This is a genomic window from Streptococcus mitis (assembly GCF_047463435.1).
GTDB lineage: Bacteria > Bacillota > Bacilli > Lactobacillales > Streptococcaceae > Streptococcus > Streptococcus mitis_DS.
The window spans coordinates 15,266-32,874 of record NZ_JASHDW010000015.1 but is presented as its reverse complement, the minus strand read 5'-3'; the positions used below and the strand labels follow the sequence as shown (position 1 = coordinate 32,874).

23 protein-coding genes are annotated in these 17,609 nt (G+C 39.8%); all 23 read left to right on the top strand.

Annotation, left to right across the window (positions count from 1 at the left end):
* The coding region (locus tag QM843_RS08995) for an IS3 family transposase (RefSeq protein WP_414261305.1) at nt 1-94 on the top strand (94 nt) is incomplete at its 5' end.
* Nucleotides 95-187: 93 nt separating this feature from the next.
* The gene (gene comGA, locus QM843_RS08990; protein WP_265480314.1) at nt 188-1,129 is read left to right on the top strand and encodes a competence type IV pilus ATPase ComGA; all 942 of its coding nucleotides are present in this window, start codon (nt 188-190) and stop codon (nt 1,127-1,129) included.
* Nucleotides 1,077-2,093 carry a competence type IV pilus assembly protein ComGB gene (comGB, locus tag QM843_RS08985; RefSeq protein ID WP_414304796.1) on the top strand — a complete coding sequence of 339 codons (1,017 nt, stop codon included), beginning with the start codon at nt 1,077-1,079 and terminating at the stop codon, nt 2,091-2,093. The genes comGA and comGB overlap by 53 nt, the downstream gene beginning before the upstream one ends.
* A 1-nt stretch (nt 2,094) precedes the next feature.
* Nucleotides 2,095-2,418 carry a comG operon protein ComGC gene (comGC, locus tag QM843_RS08980; protein WP_000738641.1) on the top strand — a complete coding sequence of 108 codons (324 nt, stop codon included), beginning with the start codon at nt 2,095-2,097 and terminating at the stop codon, nt 2,416-2,418.
* The gene (gene comGD, locus QM843_RS08975) at nt 2,381-2,815 is read left to right on the top strand and encodes a competence type IV pilus minor pilin ComGD (RefSeq protein ID WP_414304795.1); all 435 of its coding nucleotides are present in this window, start codon (nt 2,381-2,383) and stop codon (nt 2,813-2,815) included. The genes comGC and comGD overlap by 38 nt, the downstream gene beginning before the upstream one ends.
* Nucleotides 2,778-3,080 carry a competence type IV pilus minor pilin ComGE gene (comGE, locus tag QM843_RS08970; RefSeq protein WP_414304794.1) on the top strand — a complete coding sequence of 101 codons (303 nt, stop codon included), beginning with the start codon at nt 2,778-2,780 and terminating at the stop codon, nt 3,078-3,080. Before comGD ends, comGE begins: the two co-directional genes overlap by 38 nt.
* Nucleotides 3,043-3,504 (top strand): competence type IV pilus minor pilin ComGF, encoded by a 462-nt coding sequence (gene comGF / locus QM843_RS08965; protein ID WP_414304793.1) that lies wholly within the window; start codon nt 3,043-3,045, stop codon nt 3,502-3,504. The genes comGE and comGF overlap by 38 nt, the downstream gene beginning before the upstream one ends.
* Complete coding sequence (gene comGG / locus QM843_RS08960) at nt 3,482-3,883, top strand: competence type IV pilus minor pilin ComGG (protein WP_414304792.1); 402 nt, start codon at nt 3,482-3,484, stop codon at nt 3,881-3,883. Before comGF ends, comGG begins: the two co-directional genes overlap by 23 nt.
* A gap of 32 nt (nt 3,884-3,915) precedes the next feature.
* On the top strand, nt 3,916-4,503 hold the full coding sequence (locus tag QM843_RS08955; RefSeq protein WP_414304791.1) for a class I SAM-dependent methyltransferase: 588 nt from the start codon (nt 3,916-3,918) through the stop codon (nt 4,501-4,503).
* A gap of 60 nt (nt 4,504-4,563) precedes the next feature.
* On the top strand, nt 4,564-5,517 hold the full coding sequence (locus QM843_RS08950) for a class I SAM-dependent methyltransferase (protein WP_314500756.1): 954 nt from the start codon (nt 4,564-4,566) through the stop codon (nt 5,515-5,517).
* 50 nt (nt 5,518-5,567) lie between these two features.
* Nucleotides 5,568-6,761 (top strand): acetate kinase, encoded by a 1,194-nt coding sequence (locus QM843_RS08945; protein WP_033687397.1) that lies wholly within the window; start codon nt 5,568-5,570, stop codon nt 6,759-6,761.
* 144 nt (nt 6,762-6,905) lie between these two features.
* Nucleotides 6,906-7,277, top strand: a complete 372-nt coding sequence (gene rnpA, locus QM843_RS08940; RefSeq protein WP_414304790.1) for a ribonuclease P protein component — start codon at nt 6,906-6,908, stop codon at nt 7,275-7,277.
* Nucleotides 7,252-8,076, top strand: a complete 825-nt coding sequence (locus tag QM843_RS08935; protein WP_025172897.1) for a membrane protein insertase YidC — start codon at nt 7,252-7,254, stop codon at nt 8,074-8,076. The genes rnpA and QM843_RS08935 overlap by 26 nt, the downstream gene beginning before the upstream one ends.
* Nucleotides 8,077-8,093: 17 nt before the next feature.
* The gene (jag, locus tag QM843_RS08930) at nt 8,094-9,083 is read left to right on the top strand and encodes an RNA-binding cell elongation regulator Jag/EloR (protein ID WP_000260002.1); all 990 of its coding nucleotides are present in this window, start codon (nt 8,094-8,096) and stop codon (nt 9,081-9,083) included.
* A 50-nt stretch (nt 9,084-9,133) separates the two neighbouring features.
* Nucleotides 9,134-9,757, top strand: coding sequence for an HI_0552 family protein (locus QM843_RS08925; protein ID WP_414304789.1), 624 nt, complete (start codon nt 9,134-9,136; stop codon nt 9,755-9,757).
* A gap of 130 nt (nt 9,758-9,887) precedes the next feature.
* A complete protein-coding gene (locus tag QM843_RS08920; protein WP_414304788.1) occupies nt 9,888-11,345 on the top strand; it encodes a PTS ascorbate transporter subunit IIC in 1,458 nt (485 codons plus the stop codon).
* A gap of 22 nt (nt 11,346-11,367) precedes the next feature.
* Entirely contained in the window at nt 11,368-11,649 is a 282-nt protein-coding gene (locus tag QM843_RS08915; protein WP_000241466.1) for a PTS sugar transporter subunit IIB, read from the top strand.
* A gap of 76 nt (nt 11,650-11,725) precedes the next feature.
* A complete protein-coding gene (locus QM843_RS08910; RefSeq protein ID WP_033679597.1) occupies nt 11,726-12,211 on the top strand; it encodes a PTS sugar transporter subunit IIA in 486 nt (161 codons plus the stop codon).
* A gap of 16 nt (nt 12,212-12,227) precedes the next feature.
* Nucleotides 12,228-12,893 carry a 3-keto-L-gulonate-6-phosphate decarboxylase UlaD gene (locus QM843_RS08905; protein ID WP_023947938.1) on the top strand — a complete coding sequence of 222 codons (666 nt, stop codon included), beginning with the start codon at nt 12,228-12,230 and terminating at the stop codon, nt 12,891-12,893.
* 3 nt (nt 12,894-12,896) lie between these two features.
* Entirely contained in the window at nt 12,897-13,760 is an 864-nt protein-coding gene (locus tag QM843_RS08900; RefSeq protein ID WP_023947936.1) for an L-ribulose-5-phosphate 3-epimerase, read from the top strand.
* Between the two features lies 1 nt (nt 13,761).
* Nucleotides 13,762-14,469, top strand: coding sequence for an L-ribulose-5-phosphate 4-epimerase (locus tag QM843_RS08895; protein ID WP_049532033.1), 708 nt, complete (start codon nt 13,762-13,764; stop codon nt 14,467-14,469).
* Nucleotides 14,470-14,635: 166 nt separating this feature from the next.
* The gene (locus tag QM843_RS08890; RefSeq protein ID WP_000242091.1) at nt 14,636-16,309 is read left to right on the top strand and encodes a BglG family transcription antiterminator; all 1,674 of its coding nucleotides are present in this window, start codon (nt 14,636-14,638) and stop codon (nt 16,307-16,309) included.
* 111 nt (nt 16,310-16,420) lie between these two features.
* Entirely contained in the window at nt 16,421-17,512 is a 1,092-nt protein-coding gene (ulaG, locus tag QM843_RS08885) for an L-ascorbate 6-phosphate lactonase (protein WP_001134226.1), read from the top strand.
* The last annotated feature ends 97 nt before the right edge of the window (nt 17,513-17,609 follow it).

Here is a 17,609-nt window from a genome sequence, read left to right as displayed (position 1 = left end):
TGTAGACTATATTGATTACTACAACAACAAACGAATTAAGGTAAAACTAAAAGGACTTAGCCCTGTACAATACAGAACTAAATCCTTTGCTTAAATTAATTGTCTAACTTTTTGGGGTCAGTACATTTTGGAGTTGCTTTTTTTATTTTTCCAAATCTTTGCGAATAGTATAGGTGAGGAGGTAAGTATGGTTCAAGAAATTGCACAAGAAATTATTCGTTCGGCTCGGAAAAAAGGGGCACAAGACATTTATTTTGTCCCCAAGTTAGACGCCTATGAGCTTCATATGAGGGTGGGAGACGAGCGCTGTAAAATCGGTTGTTATGATTTTGAAAAATTTGCGGCCGTCATCAGTCACTTTAAGTTTGTAGCGGGTATGAATGTGGGAGAAAAGCGACGTAGCCAACTTGGTTCCTGTGATTATGAATATGACCAGAAGATGACGTCCTTGCGTTTATCTACTGTAGGCGATTATCGAGGGCACGAGAGTTTAGTAATTCGCTTGTTGCACGATGAGGAGCAGGATTTGCATTTTTGGTTTCAGGATATTGATGAATTGGGCAAGCAGTACAGGCAACGTGGTCTCTATCTCTTTGCTGGTCCAGTTGGTAGTGGCAAGACAACCCTGATGCACGAATTGGCCAAGTCCCTCTTTAAGGGACAGCAAGTCATGTCTATCGAAGATCCTGTCGAAATCAAGCAGGACAACATGCTCCAGTTGCAGTTGAATGAAGCGATTGGGCTTACCTATGAAAATCTGATTAAGCTTTCCCTACGGCATCGTCCTGATCTCTTGATTATCGGAGAAATTCGAGACAGCGAGACGGCGCGTGCAGTGGTCAGAGCCAGTTTGACAGGGGCGACAGTCTTTTCAACCATTCACGCCAAGAGTATTCGAGGTGTTTATGAGCGCCTGCTGGAGTTGGGTGTGAGTGAGGAGGAATTGGCAGTCGTTCTGCAGGGAGTCTGCTATCAGAGATTAATCGGGGGAGGAGGAATCGTTGACTTTGCAAACAAAGACTATCAAGAACACCAGCCAACTAGCTGGAATAAACAGATTGACCAGCTTCTTAAAGATGGACATATCACAAGCCTTCAGGCTGAAACGGAAAAAATTAGCTACAGCTAAGCAAAAAAATATCATCACCTTGTTTAACAATCTCTTTTCCAGCGGTTTTCATCTGGTGGAGACCATCTCCTTTTTAGATAGGAGTGCCTTGTTGGACAAGCAGTGTGTGACTCAGATGCGCACGGGCTTGTCTCAGGGGAAATCATTCTCAGAAATGATGGAAAGTTTGGGATTTTCAAGTGCCATTGTCACTCAGTTATCCCTAGCGGAAGTCCATGGAAATCTCCACCTGAGTTTGGGAAAGATAGAAGAGTATCTAGACAATCTAGCCAAGGTCAAGAAAAAATTAATTGAAGTAGCGACCTATCCCTTGATTTTGCTGGGTTTTCTTCTCTTAATTATGCTGGGACTACGGAACTACCTACTACCACAACTGGATAGTAGCAATATTGCCACCCAAATCATTGGTAATCTGCCACAAATTTTTCTAGGAATGGTAGGGGTTGTTTCAGTAGGTGTCCTTTTAGCGCTAACTTTTTATAAAAGAAGTTCTAAGATGCGCGTCTTTTCTATCTTAGCACGCCTTCCTTTTTTTGGAATCTTTGTGCAGACCTATTTGACAGCCTATTATGCGCGTGAATGGGGGAATATGATTTCGCAGGGAATGGAGCTGATGCAGATTTTTCAGATCATGCAGGAACAAGGTTCCCAACTCTTTAAAGAAATCGGTCGAGATTTGGCTCAAGCCCTACAAAATGGTCAGGAATTTTCTCAAACGATAGGAACCTATCCTTTCTTTAAGAAGGAGTTGAGTCTCATCATCGAGTATGGGGAAGTCAAGTCCAAGCTGGGAAGTGAGTTGGAAATCTATGCTGAAAAAACTTGGGAAGCCTTTTTTACCCGAGTCAACCGCACCATGAATCTGGTGCAGCCACTGGTTTTTATCTTTGTGGCACTGATTATCGTTTTACTTTATGCGGCAATGCTCATGCCCATGTATCAAAATATGGAGGTAAATTTTTAAAATGAAAAAAATGATGACATTCTTGAAAAAAGCTAAGGTTAAAGCTTTCACGCTTGTGGAAATGTTGGTGGTCTTGCTCATCATCAGCGTGCTTCTCTTGCTCTTTGTACCTAATTTGACCAAGCAAAAAGAAGCAGTCAACGACAAAGGAAAAGCTGCTGTTGTTAAGGTTGTGGAAAGTCAGGCAGAACTTTATAGCTTGGATAAAAATGAAGATGCTAGCCTAAGTAAGTTACAAGCAGATGGGCGAATCACGGAAGAACAGGCTAAAGCTTATAAAGAATACCATGCTAAACAAAATACCAGTCAAACCGTTGCAGATTAAGGCATTTACCATGCTTGAAAGTCTCTTGGTTTTAGGACTTGTGAGTATCCTTGCCTTGGCCTTGTCAGGCTCTGTCCAGTCCACTTTTGCAGCGGTAGAGGAGCAGATTTTCTTTATGGAGTTTGAAGAACTCTATAGGGAAACCCAAAAACGCAGTGTAGCCAGTCAGCAAAAGACTAGTCTAAACTTAGCTGGGCAGACGATTAGCAATGGCAATCAAAAGTTGACAGTTCCTAAAGGCATTCAAGCACCATCCGGCCAAAGCATTTCATTTGACCAAGCTGGGGGCAATTCGTCCCTGGCTAAGGTTGAATTTCAGACCAGTAAAGGAGCGATTCGTTATCAATTATATCTAGGAAATGGAAAAATTAAACGCATTAAGGAAACAAAAAATTAGGGCAGTGATTTTACTGGAAACAGTAGTCGCTTTAGCTATCTTTGCCAGCATTGCGACCCTCCTTTTAGGACAAATTCAGAAAAATAGACAAGAAGAAGCAAAAGTTTTGCAAAAGGAAGAAGTCTTGCGTGTAGCTAAGATGGCCCTGCAGACAGGTCAAAATCAGGTAAACATCAACGGAGTTGAGATTCAGGTGTTTTCTAGTGAAAAGGGATTGGAGGTCTACCATGGTTCAGAACAGTTGTTGGCGATCAAAGAGCCATAAAATCAAGGCTTTTACCTTGTTGGAATCCCTGATTGCTCTTATTGTCATCAGTGGAAGCTTACTCCTCTTTCAAGCCATGAGTCAGCTCCTCATTTCAGAAGTTCGCTACCAGCAACAAAGCGAGCAAAAAGAGTGGCTCTTGTTTGTGGATCAACTGGAGGCAGAATTAGACCGTTCGCAGTTCGAAAAAGTAGAAGGTAATCGTATATATGTGAAGCAGGATGGCAAGGAAATCGCGATAGGCAAGTCTAAATCGGACGATTTTCGAAAAACCGATGCCAGTGGACGAGGTTATCAGCCCATGGTTTATGGACTCAAATCAGCACAGATTACAGAGGACAATCAAGTGGTTCGTTTTCGTTTCCAGTTCCAAAAAGGCTTAGAAAGGGAGTTCGTTTATCGTGTGGAAAAAGCAAAAAGTTAAGGCAGGAGTTCTCCTCTATGCAGTCACCATGGCAGCCATTTTTAGCCTTTTGTTACAATTTTACTTGAACCGACAAGTCGCCCACTATCAAGACTATGCTTTGAATAAAGAAAAATTGGTTGCGTTTGCCATGGCTAAGCGAACCAAAGATAAGGTTGAGAAAGAAAGCGGGGAACAGACCTTTAACCTAGGTCAGGTGAGTTATCAAAACAAGAAAACAAGCTTGACGACAGTGGTTCGTACGCCTAAGAGTCAATATGAATTCATCTTTCCTTCCGTCAAAATAAAAGAAGAGAAAAGAGATAAAAAGGAAGAGGTAGCGACTAGTTCAAGTGAAGAAGCGGAGAAGAAAAAATCAGAAAAGAAAGAGAACTCCTAGCCAACCAAGCTACTTTGTGCTAAACTAAAAATATGAAACATGATTTTAACCACAAAGCAGAAACTTTTGATTCCCCTAAAAATATTTTCCTTGCAAACTTGGTTTGTCAAGCAGTCGAGAAACAGATTGATCTTCTATCAAACAAAGAAATTTTGGATTTCGGTGGAGGGACGGGCCTATTATCCTTGCCTCTGGCCAAGCAGGCCAAGTCTGTAATATTGGTGGATATTTCGGAGAAAATGCTGGAGCAAGCTCGTTTGAAAGCGGAGCAGCAAGAAATCAAGAATATCCAGTTTTTGGAGCAAGATTTATTGAAAAATCCCTTGAAGCAAGAGTTTGATTTCATTGTTGTTAGTCGGGTTCTTCATCATATGCCTGATTTGGATGCGGCTCTCTCACTGTTTCATCAACATCTGAGAGAAAACGGACAACTCCTCATTGCTGATTTTACCAAGACAGAGGCTAATCATCATGGATTTGATTTAGCTGAACTGGAAAAACAGCTAATTGAGCATGGTTTTTCATCTGTGCATAGTCAGATTCTCTATAGCGCTGAAGACCTGTTTCAAGGAAATTACTCAGAACTCTTTTTAACAGTAGCCCAAAAATCACTCGCCTAGTCAGGGAGTGATTTTTCTATAAGGATGGAAAAAAGAAGGGAAATTTGATAAGATAGGAATATGGATTTTGAAAAAATTGAACAAGCTTATACGTATTTACTAGAGAATGTCCAAGTCATCCAAAGTGATTTGGCGACCAACTTTTATGACGCCTTGGTGGAGCAAAACAGCATCTATCTGGATGGTGAAACTGAGCTAGAACAGGTCCGAGAGAACAATCAAGCCCTTAAGCGTCTAGCACTACGCAAAGAAGAATGGCTCAAGACCTACCAGTTTCTCTTGATGAAGGCTGGGCAAACAGAACCCTTGCAGGCCAATCACCAGTTTACACCGGATGCTATTGCTTTACTTTTGGTGTTTATTGTGGAAGAGTTGTTTAAAGAAGAGGAAATCACTATCCTCGAAATGGGTTCTGGTATGGGAATTCTGGGGGCTACTTTCTTGACCTCGCTTGCTAAAAAAGTGGATTACTTGGGAATGGAAGTGGATGATTTGCTGATTGATTTGGCGGCTAGTATGGCAGATGTGATTGGTTTGCAGGCTGGCTTTGTCCAAGGAGATGCCGTTCGTCCACAAATGCTCAAAGAAAGTGACGTGGTCATTAGCGACTTGCCTGTCGGTTATTATCCTGATGATGCCGTTGCGTCGCGTCATCAAGTTGCTTCTAGTCACGAACATACTTACGCCCATCACTTGCTTATGGAACAAGGTCTAAAGTATCTCAAGTCAGACGGATACGCTATTTTTCTCGCACCGAGTGATTTGTTGACCAGTCCTCAAAGTGATTTGTTGAAAGGCTGGTTGAAAGAGGAGGCAAGTCTGGTTGCCATGATTAGTCTGCCTGAAAATCTCTTTGCTAATGCCAAACAATCTAAGACTATTTTTATCCTACAGAAGAAAAGTGAAATAGCAGTGGAGCCTTTTATTTATCCACTTGCTAGCTTACAAGATGCAAGTGTTTTGATGAAATTTAAAGAAAATTTTCAAAAATGGACTCAAGGTACTGAAATATAAAATAGATTTTGTTATAATAGATGAAAACGCTTAAAAAGGGGTATCATGTTATGACAAAAACAATTGCAATCAATGCAGGAAGTTCAAGTTTGAAATGGCAATTATACTTAATGCCAGAAGAAAAAGTATTGGCGAAAGGCTTGATTGAACGTATCGGCTTGAAAGATTCAATTTCAACTGTAAAATTTGATGGTCGTTCTGAACAACAAATTTTGGATATTGAAAATCACACACAAGCTGTTAAAATCTTATTGGATGACTTGATTCGTTTCGATATTATCAAGGCTTATGACGAGATTACTGGTGTTGGACACCGTGTTGTTGCCGGTGGAGAATATTTCAAAGAATCAACAGTCGTTGAGGGAGATGTTTTAGAAAAAGTTGAAGAGTTGAGCTTGTTGGCTCCTCTCCACAATCCAGCCAATGCGGCAGGTGTTCGTGCCTTCAAGGAATTGCTGCCAGACATTACCAGTGTAGTTGTTTTTGATACTTCATTCCACACAACTATGCCAGAGAAAGCTTATCGCTACCCTCTACCAACAAAATATTACACAGAAAACAAGGTGCGTAAATATGGTGCCCACGGTACAAGTCACCAGTTTGTAGCAGGAGAAGCAGCAAAACTCTTGGGCCGTCCATTAGAGGACTTGAAATTGATTACTTGCCACATCGGTAATGGTGCTTCTATTACAGCTGTTAAGGGTGGTCAATCTGTCGATACTTCAATGGGATTCACTCCACTTGGTGGTGTGATGATGGGAACTCGTACAGGGGATATTGACCCAGCTATCATTCCTTACTTAATGCAATATACAGAGGACTTTAACACGCCTGAAGACATTAGTCACGTTCTTAATCGTGAATCAGGACTGATGGGGGTTTCAGGTAAATCTAGTGATATGCGTGATGTGATTGCTGCTATGGAAGAAGGGGATCACGATGCCACTTTGGCTTATGAAATGTATGTTGATCGTATCCAAAAACATATCGGTCAATACCTTGCAGTCTTAAATGGAGCAGATGCTATTATCTTCACAGCAGGTATTGGTGAAAATGCTGCAAATGTGCGTGAAGATGTTATCTCAGGTATCTCTTGGTTTGGTTGTGATGTTGACCCAGAAAAGAACGTCTTTGGTGTGACAGGAGACATCTCAACAGAGGCAGCGAAGATCCGTGTATTGGTTATTCCAACAGATGAAGAACTAGTCATTGCCCGTGACGTTGAACGCTTGAAAAATAAGTAAAATCAGAAAAAATATTCAATACAAGGAGTTGGGAAAGAGATTTTCCAGCTTCTTTTTCTGGTACAAGAGGCCAAAACCTTGCTATGATTGGCTTTTTTGAAAAATATGGTATAATAGTAGTAATTTAATAGATGGAGTTGAGTTTTGAAGAAAAACTTTCGTGTAAAAAGAGAGAAAGATTTTAAGGCGATTTTCAAGGAGGGGACAAGTTTTGCCAATCGCAAATTTGTTGTCTACCAGTTAGAAAACCAGAAAAACCATTTTCGAGTAGGTCTATCAGTTAGCAAAAAACTGGGGAATGCAGTCACTAGAAATCAAATCAAGCGACGAATCCGACATATTATCCAGAATGCAAAAGGGAGTCTAGAAGAAAATGTCGATTTTGTTGTCATTGCTCGAAAAGGGGTTGAAGCCTTGGGATATGCAGAGATGGAGAAAAATCTACTCCACGTATTAAAATTATCAAAGATTTACCAGGAAGGAAATGGGAGTGAAAAAGAAACTACAGTTGACTAGTTTGCTAGGACTGTCCCTATTGATCATGACAGCCTGTGCAACAAATGGGGCAACTAGCGATATTACAGCCGATTCGGCTGATTTTTGGAGTAAATTTGTTTACTTCTTTGCTGAAATCATTCGCTTTTTATCATTTGATATCAGTATCGGAGTGGGGATTATCCTCTTTACGGTCTTGATTCGTACACTGCTTTTGCCAGTCTTTCAAGTGCAAATGGTGGCTTCCAGAAAAATGCAGGAAGCTCAACCACGTATTAAGGCGCTTCGAGAACAATATCCAGGTCGAGATATGGAAAGTAGAACCAAGCTAGAGCAAGAAATGCGTAAAGTCTTTAAAGAAATGGGTGTCAGACAGTCAGATTCTCTTTGGCCGATTTTGATTCAGATGCCGGTTATCTTGGCCTTGTTCCAAGCTCTATCAAGAGTTGACTTTTTAAAGACAGGTCATTTCTTATGGATTAACCTTGGTGGTGTGGATACAACCCTTGTTCTTCCGATTTTAGCAGCTGTATTTACCTTTTTAAGTACTTGGTTGTCCAACAAAGCCTTGTCTGAGCGTAATGGCGCTACGACTGCGATGATGTATGGGATTCCAGTCTTGATCTTTATCTTTGCAGTTTATGCACCAGGTGGAGTCGCCCTATACTGGACAGTGTCCAATGCTTATCAAGTCTTGCAAACCTATTTCTTGAACAATCCATTCAAGATTATCGCAGAGCGCGAGGCGGTAGTTCAGGCACAGAAAGATTTGGAAAATAGAAAAAGAAAAGCCAAGAAAAAGGCTCAGAAAACGAAATAATAAGGAGGAATCTGGTAATGGTAGTATTTACAGGTTCAACTGTTGAAGAAGCAATCCAGAAAGGATTGAAAGAATTAGATATCCCAAGACTGAAGGCTCACATCAAAGTCATTTCTCGTGAAAAAAATGGCTTTCTTGGTTTATTTGGTAAAAAACCAGCTCAAGTTGATATTGAAGCTATTAGTGAAACAACGGTCATTAAAGCCAATCAACAAGCTGTAAAGGGCGTTCCTAAAGAAATTAATGAACAAAATGAACCAGTCAAAACGGTCAGTGAAGCAACCGTTGATTTGGGGCATGTGGTAGAAGCAATTAAAAAGATTGAAGAGGAAGGCCAAGGGGTTTCTGATGAAGTCAAGGCTGAAATTTTGAAAAATGAAAAACATGCTAACACCATTTTAGAAGAAACTGGACATATTGAGATTCTAAATGAATTACAACTTGAAGAAGCTGGTTTCGGTGAAGAAGTAGAAACTCCTATTGTTGAGACTCAAGCTGAACAAACTGAAAGTCAAGAATTAGAAGATTTGGGCTTAAAGGTGGAACCAAGCTTTGATATTGAACAAGTGGCTACGGAAGTAACGACTTATGTCCAAACAATCATTGATGATATGGACGTTGAGGCGACGATTTCAAATGACTACAACCGTCGTAGCATCAATCTACAAATTGATACTAATGAGCCAGGTCGTATTATCGGTTATCATGGTAAAGTCTTGAAGGCCTTGCAACTATTGGCTCAAAATTATCTTTACAACCGCTATTCAAGAACCTTCTACATCACAATCAATGTTAATGATTATGTCGAACACCGTGCAGAAGTATTGCAGACCTATGCGCAAAAATTGGCGACTCGTGTTTTAGAAGAAGGGCGCAGTCATCAAACAGATCCAATGTCAAATAGCGAACGCAAGATTATCCATCGTATTATTTCACGTATGGATGGCGTGACTAGTTACTCTGAAGGTGACGAGCCAAATCGCTATGTCGTTGTAGATACAGAATAAACAAAATCAGGGTTCTCCTGATTTTTTGCTAGCTGGAGGAGATTAAATTAATGTTGAATAAGATAAGAGACTATCTAGACTTTGCAGGTTTGCAGTACCGTAATCCAGATAAAGCTGGGGAAGAACGAGAGAAAATGCTGGAATTCCGTCATAAAGGCCAAGAGGCTCGAAAGGCTTTTACAGAACTGACTAAAGCATTTCAAACCAGTCATCCAGAATGGCAACTCCAACAGACTAGCCAGTGGATGAACCAAGCGCAGCGTTTGCGACCACATTTCTGGGTCTATCTACAGAGAGACGGACAAGTGACAGAACCTATGATGGCCTTACGTTTGTATGGGACATCTACTGGTTTTGGAATTTCTTTGGAAGTCAGTTTCATCGAACGTAAGAAGGATGAGCAAACACTGGGCAAGCAGGCCAAAGTTTTAGAAATTCCAACCGTTAAAGGGATTTATTATCTAGTCAACTCTGATGGTCAAAGTCAACGGTGGGAGGCGAACGAAGAAAATCGTCGTACTTTACGTGAGAAGTTGAGAAGTCAGGAAGTTCGAAAAGTGTTAGTTAAAGCAGATGTTTCTGTGACAGAAAATTCATCTGAAGAAGATATCGTGGAAAATTTATTGAAATCTTATGATAAAATTCTTCCATTTTATCTAGCTACGAGAAACTAAGCTAATCATTAAAATATCATAAATCATACAGTCCAAGAGTGAACAGTCCGCTGTGTAATTCTTGGTCTTTTTGTTTCCGCTTTCAAAGTATATAATAAACCTACAAAAACAATTAAAAAGGAGAACAATTATGGAAGTCATTTCAAGTGTTCTAAATTGGTTTTCTAGCAATATTTTGCAGAATCCCGCATTTTTCGTAGGTTTATTGGTGTTGATAGGATACTCACTTTTGAAAAAACCTGCCCACGACGTTTTCTCAGGGTTTGTTAAAGCAACAGTAGGATATATGTTGCTCAACGTGGGTGCAGGTGGTTTGGTTACAACCTTCCGTCCGATCTTAGCAGCTCTTAACTACAAATTCCAAATTGGTGCAGCGGTTATCGACCCTTACTTTGGACTTGCTGCAGCAAACAACAAAATTGCAGCAGAGTTTCCAGATTTTGTTGGAACTGCAACTACAGCTCTATTGATTGGTTTCGGAATAAATATCTTGCTCGTAGCTCTTCGCAAGATTACGAAGGTAAGAACCCTCTTTATTACTGGTCACATCATGGTACAACAAGCTGCAACAGTATCTCTTATGGTTCTATTCTTAGTACCACAATTGCGCAATGCTTACGGTACAGCAGCGATTGGTATCATCTGTGGACTTTACTGGGCAGTTAGTTCAAATATGACTGTTGAGGCAACTCAACGCTTGACTGGTGGTGGCGGATTTGCGATTGGTCACCAACAGCAATTTGCAATCTGGTTTGTAGATAAAGTAGCAGGACGCTTTGGTAAGAAAGAAGAAAGTTTAGACAATCTTAAATTACCTAAGTTCCTCTCAATCTTCCACGATACAGTTGTTGCATCTGCTACCTTGATGCTCGTATTCTTCGGAGCCATTCTTTTAATCTTGGGTCCAGACATTATGTCTAATAAAGAAGTCATCACTTCAGGAACTCTATTCAATCCTGCTAAACAAGATTTCTTTATGTACATTATTCAAACAGCCTTTACCTTCTCAGTTTACTTGTTCGTTTTGATGCAAGGTGTCCGCATGTTCGTATCTGAGTTGACAAACGCCTTCCAAGGTATTTCAAACAAATTGTTGCCAGGCTCATTCCCAGCGGTTGACGTTGCAGCTTCTTATGGATTTGGTTCTCCAAACGCTGTCTTGTCAGGATTTGCCTTTGGTTTGATTGGTCAATTGATCACAATTGTCTTGCTCATCGTCTTTAAAAATCCGATTCTTATTATTACAGGATTTGTACCAGTGTTCTTTGACAATGCAGCCATTGCGGTCTACGCTGATAAACGCGGCGGATGGAAAGCGGCTGTTATCCTATCCTTCATCTCAGGTGTTCTCCAAGTTGCTTTAGGAGCTCTCTGTGTAGCTCTTCTTGATTTAGCATCTTATGGTGGTTACCATGGAAATATCGACTTTGAATTTCCATGGCTTGGATTTGGATATATCTTCAAATACCTTGGTATTGCTGGTTATGTACTTGTGTGTCTCTTCTTGCTTGTTATTCCTCAACTTCAATTTGCCAAAGCAAAAGATAAAGAGAAATATTACAACGGTGAAGTTCAAGAAGAAGCTTAGTATCTAGAAAAGGAGAAATAAAATGGTTAAAGTATTAGCAGCGTGCGGAAATGGAATGGGTTCATCAATGGTTATCAAGATGAAGGTTGAAAATGCTCTCCGTAAGCTTAATCAAACAGATTTTACAGTCAATTCATGCAGTGTCGGTGAAGCTAAAGGTTTAGCAGCAGGATATGACATCGTAATCGCTTCTCTTCATTTGATCCAAGAATTGGAAGGGCGAACTAATGGGAAGTTAATTGGGCTTGACAACTTGATGGATGATAAAGAAATCACTGAAAAACTCAGTCAAGCACTACAGTAAAAGGTTGGAGGGGGCTGGATAGAAACTGAGAGTCATCGTTTCTGTCCTTCTCCCTCTTTAAATAAAGGAGGCAGATATGAATTTAAAACAAGCTTTAATTGACAATGACTCGATCCGACTAGGTTTAGAAGCTAAAGACTGGAAAGAAGCAGTCAAGGTAGCAGTAGATCCCTTGATTGAAAGTGGAGCAATTTTGCCAGAGTATTACGATGCTATCATTGAATCGACTGAAGAGTATGGCCCATACTATATCTTAATGCCAGGTATGGCTATGCCCCATGCTAGACCTGAAGCTGGAGTGCAAAGAGATGCCTTTTCATTGATCACCTTACAAAATCCTGTTGTATTTTCAGATGGGAAAGAAGTTTCAGTTTTGTTGGCACTAGCAGCAACAAGCTCAAAAATTCACACAAGTGTAGCCATTCCACAGATTATTGCCTTGTTTGAATTAGAAGATTCTATCGCACGTTTACAGGTTTGCCAGACTAAGGAAGATGTCTTGACGATGATTGAAGAATCTAAGGATAGCCCTTATCTCGAGGGATTGGATTTGGAAAGTTAGAAAGAGGAATAAAGAGATGACAAAAAGAATACCTAATTTACAAGTTGCATTAGATCATTCAGACTTGCAAGGAGCGATTAAAGCAGCTGTTTCTGTTGGTCAGGAAGTAGATATTATCGAAGCTGGAACTGTTTGCTTATTACAAGTTGGAAGTGAACTGGTTGAAGTCTTGCGAAGCCTTTTTCCAGATAAGATTATTGTGGCAGACACAAAATGTGCCGATGCTGGTGGAACAGTTGCCAAAAATAATGCCGTTCGTGGTGCCGATTGGATGACTTGTATCTGTTGTGCAACTATCCCTACTATGGAAGCGGCTCTAAAGGCTATCATGGCTGAACGTGGAGACCGAGGCGAAATCCAGATTGAACTTTATGGCGATTGGACTTTTGAACAAGCTCAGCTTTGGCTAGATGCTGGTATCTCACAAGCTATTTATCACCAATCTCGTGATGCACTTCTTGCTGGTGAGACTTGGGGTGAAAAAGACCTTAATAAGGTTAAAAAACTTATCGACATGGGCTTCCGTGTGTCTGTAACAGGTGGTCTAGATGTAGATACTCTCAAACTATTTGAAGGCGTTGATGTCTTTACCTTTATCGCAGGTCGTGGAATTACAGAGGCTGCAGATCCAGCAGGAGCAGCGCGTGCCTTCAAGGATGAAATCAGACGAATTTGGGGGTAAACCATGGCACGTCCAATTGGAATTTATGAAAAGGCAACCCCGACACACTTTACTTGGCTAGAACGTTTAAATTTTGCCAAGGAGTTAGGCTTTGATTTTGTCGAGATGTCTATTGATGAACGTGACGAGCGTTTAGCAAGACTGGACTGGAGCAAGGACGAGCGTTTGGAAGTTGTCAAAGCAATCTATAAAACTGGTGTTCGTATTCCTTCTATCTGTTTTTCAGGCCATCGTCGCTACCCATTGGGATCAAATGATCCAGTTCTAGAGGAAAAATCTCTAGAACTCATGAAAAAATGTATTGAATTAGCCCAAGACTTGGGAGTTCGTACTATTCAATTAGCTGGTTACGACGTTTATTATGAGGAAAAGTCACCCCAGACACGCCAACGTTTTATCAAAAATTTGAGAAAAGCTTGTGACTGGGCTGAAGAGGCTCAGGTGGTACTTGCTATTGAAATTATGGATGATCCTTTTATCAATAGTATCGAAAAATACTTGGCTGTAGAAAAGGATGTTGACTCTCCCTACCTTTTTGTATATCCAGATATTGGGAATGTGTCTGCATGGCATAATGATGTCTATAGTGAGTTCTATCTAGGTCACCATGCTATCACAGCTCTCCATCTCAAGGATACTTATGCAGTGACAGAAAGTTCAAAGGGGCAGTTCCGAGATGTACCTTTTGGGCAAGGTTGTGTCAAATGGGAAGAAGCTTTCGATATTTTAAAGCAAACCAATTATAATGGTCCTTTCCTAATCGAAATGTGGTCTGAAAATTGTGAAACTGTAGAAGAAACACGCGCAGCCATTCAAGAGGCACAAGCTTTTCTCTATCCACTAATTAAGAAAGCAGGTTTGATGTAAGATGAATCAAGTAATTAATGCTATGCGTAAACGAGTCTGTGATGCCAATCAATCATTGCCAAAACATGGACTTGTCAAATTTACCTGGGGCAATGTATCGGAAGTCAATCGTGAACTCGGTGTCATTGTTATCAAACCATCAGGCGTAGATTATGACGAATTGACACCTGAAAACATGGTGGCAACTGACCTGGATGGCAAGGTTCTAGAAGGAGATTTAAGACCATCTTCGGACCTTCCAACTCATGTGCAGTTATATAAGGCTTGGCCAGAGATTGCTAGTGTGGTCCATACCCATTCGACAGAAGCTGTTGGTTGGGCTCAGGCAGGTCGTGATATTCCTTTCTATGGAACAACCCATGCGGATTATTTCTACGGTTCAATTCCTTGCGCCCGTAGTTTGACCAAGGATGAAGTAGAAGTAGCCTATGAAAAAGATACTGGTCTGGTCATCGTGGAAGAGTTTGAACGCCGTGGTCTAAACCCTGTTGAAGTACCAGGTATTGTTGTACGCAATCACGGTCCATTCACCTGGGGAAAAAATCCAGAGAATGCTGTTTATCACTCTGTCGTACTAGAGGAAGTATCAAAGATGAATCGCTTTACAGAACAAATCAATCCAAGAGTTGAACCTGCTCCTCAGTACATTCTAGAAAAACACTACCAACGTAAGCATGGACCAAATGCTTATTACGGTCAAAAGAAATAAGAAATTGAATTGAAAAGAGGCTAGGACCTTTCGATCCAAGCCTCGCTTTTGTAATTGTAAGTATTCGTTATTAAGAGACTACTGTTGATAATTGAAATGCGTTAGTGAATGTGATACTATTATAAAGTTGTTTTCAAGGCAGTTGATTGATAGAGGAGTATGAAATATGGTACTGGATAAGGCAAGTTGTGATTTACTTCAATATTTGATGGATCAAGAAACGTCCAAAACGATTATGGCGATTTCAAAAGATTTGAAAGAGTCAAGAAGGAAAATTTATTATCACATTGACAAAATCAATGCTGCTTTGGGTGACGAGGCGCTTCATATCATTAGTATTCCACGAATTGGTATTCACTTAACGGAAGAGCAGAGAGATGCTTGTTGTGAACTATTATCGGAAGTAGATTCGTACGATTATATCATGAGTGCGCATGAACGTATGATGATAATGTTACTATGGATAGGTATTTCTAAAGAACGTATTACGATTGAAAAATTGATGGAGTTAACAGAGGTGTCTAGGAATACTGTTCTCAATGATTTGAATAGTATTCGTTATCAACTAACTTTGGAACAATATCAGGTGACCTTGCAAGTGAGCAAGTCACAGGGATACCATCTTCATGCCCACCCCCTTAATAAAATTCAGTATCTTCAATCGCTTCTATATCATATTTTTATGGAAGAAAATGCCACTTTTGTATCTATTTTAGAAGATAAGATGAAAGAGAGGTTAGATGGTGAGTGTTTGCTTTCTGTTGAAATGAACCAATTTTTTAAGGAACAGGTTCCTTTAGTTGAACAAGATTTAGGGAAGAAAATAAATCATCATGAAGTAACTTTTATGTTGCAGGTTCTACCTTATTTGCTGTTAAGCTGTCATAATGTTGAACAGTATCAAGAAAGACATCAGGATATAGAGAAAGAATTTTCTTTGATAAGAAAAAGAATAGAGTATCAGGTGTCTAAGAAATTAGGAGAGCGGTTGTTTCAAAAGTTTGAAATTTCTTTGTCAGAACTTGAAGTTTCTCTTGTAGCTGTTCTTCTCCTCTCCTATCGTAAAGATTTGGATATTCATGCAGAAAGTGATGATTTTCGGCAATTAAAACTTGCTTTAGAAGAATTTATCTGGTATTTTGAATCACAAATCCGAATGGAGATTGAGAACAAGGATGATTTGTTACGAAATTTGATGATCCACTGTAAAGCCTTGTTATTTAGAAAGACGTACGGTATTTTTTCTAAAAATCCTCTAACAAAACAAATTCGATCCAAGTATGGAGAATTATTTTTAGTCACTAGAAAATCTGCGGAAATTTTAGAAGGAGCATGGTTTATTCGGCTAACAGACGATGATATTGCCTATTTGACGATTCATATTGGAGGATTTTTAAAGTATACACCATCGTCTCAAAAAAATATGAAAAAAGTTTATCTCGTTTGTGATGAAGGTGTTGCGGTTTCGAGACTTTTGCTGAAACAATGCAAACTTTATTTTCCAAATGAGCAAATTGGCACTGTATTTACAACAGAACAATTTAAGAGTGTGGAGGATATTGCACAAGTTGATGTAGTGATTACTACTAATGATGATTTGGATAGCAGATTTCCGATTTTAAGGGTTAATCCTATCCTTGAAGCAGAAGATATTTTGAAAATGCTAGACTATCTTAAACACAATATATTTCGTAATGAGAGCAAAAGTTTCAGTGAAAATCTTTCTAGTCTTATTTCGTCTTATATTGTAGACAGCAAGTTGGCTAGTAAGTTCCAAGAAGAGGTTCAAACACTTATAAATCAAGAAATAGTAGTTCAAGCTTTTTTGGAAGATATTTGAAGGACAGTCCAATGATGAACACAAACCTGTGTTTTTCTTGGTCTTTTTTAGTGTTTTGAAGGGTGGTATACTAATCTCAAAGATAACAATTATATCCAAAGGAGGCAACATATGCCAAATGTCAAAGAAATTACAAGAGAGTCATGGATTTTAGCTACTTTCCCAGAGTGGGGAACATGGTTGAACGAAGAAATCGAAGAAGAAGTCGTACCTGAAGGCAATTTTGCCATGTGGTGGCTAGGCAACTGTGGTACTTGGATTAAGACACCAGGTGGTGCTAACGTTGTCATGGACCTTTGGTCAAACCGTGGAAAATCAACCAAAAAAGTGAAAGATATGGTTCGTGGGCACCAAATGGCAAATATGGCAGGTGTTCGTAAGTTGCAACCAAACTTGCGTGTTCAGCCAATGGTTATCGATCCATTTGCTATCAACGAACTAGACTATTACTTAGTTTCACACTTCCATAGTGATCATATCGACCCATACACAGCTGCAGCAATTCTCAACAATCCTAAGTTAGAGCATGTTAAGTTTATCGGTCCTTACCACTGTGGACGAATCTGGGAAGGATGGGGTGTTCCAAAAGAACGTATCATCGTTGTTAAACCAGGTGACACTATCGAATTAAAAGATATGAAGATTCATGCAGTAGAATCATTTGACCGTACTTGCTTGGTAACTCTCCCAGTGAACGGTGCTGATGAGACAGGCGGTGAACTTGCTGGCTTAGCTGTTACAGATGAAGAAATGGCTCAAAAGGCTGTTAACTATATCTTTGAAACACCAGGTGGAACCATCTATCATGGTGCAGATTCTCACTTCTCAAACTATTTTGCAAAACATGGTAAAGACTTTAAAATTGATGTTGCTTTGAATAACTATGGTGAAAATCCGGTAGGTATCCAAGATAAAATGACATCTATCGACCTTCTTCGTATGGCAGAAAATCTGCGTACCAAAGTCATTATCCCAGTTCACTATGATATCTGGTCTAACTTCATGGCTTCTACTAATGAGATTCTAGAACTTTGGAAAATGAGAAAAGATCGCTTGCAATACGATTTCCATCCATTTATCTGGGAAGTTGGCGGTAAGTACACTTATCCTCAAGATCAACACTTAGTAGAATACCATCATCCACGTGGTTTTGATGATTGTTTTGAACAAGACTCTAACATTCAATTTAAAGCTTTGCTATAATATAAAAATATTCTTTGGAGGTTATCCGTATGTTGCATGATACGGATAATTTTCATATAATAGTAAAATAGAATGTGTGATTCAATAATCACCTCAA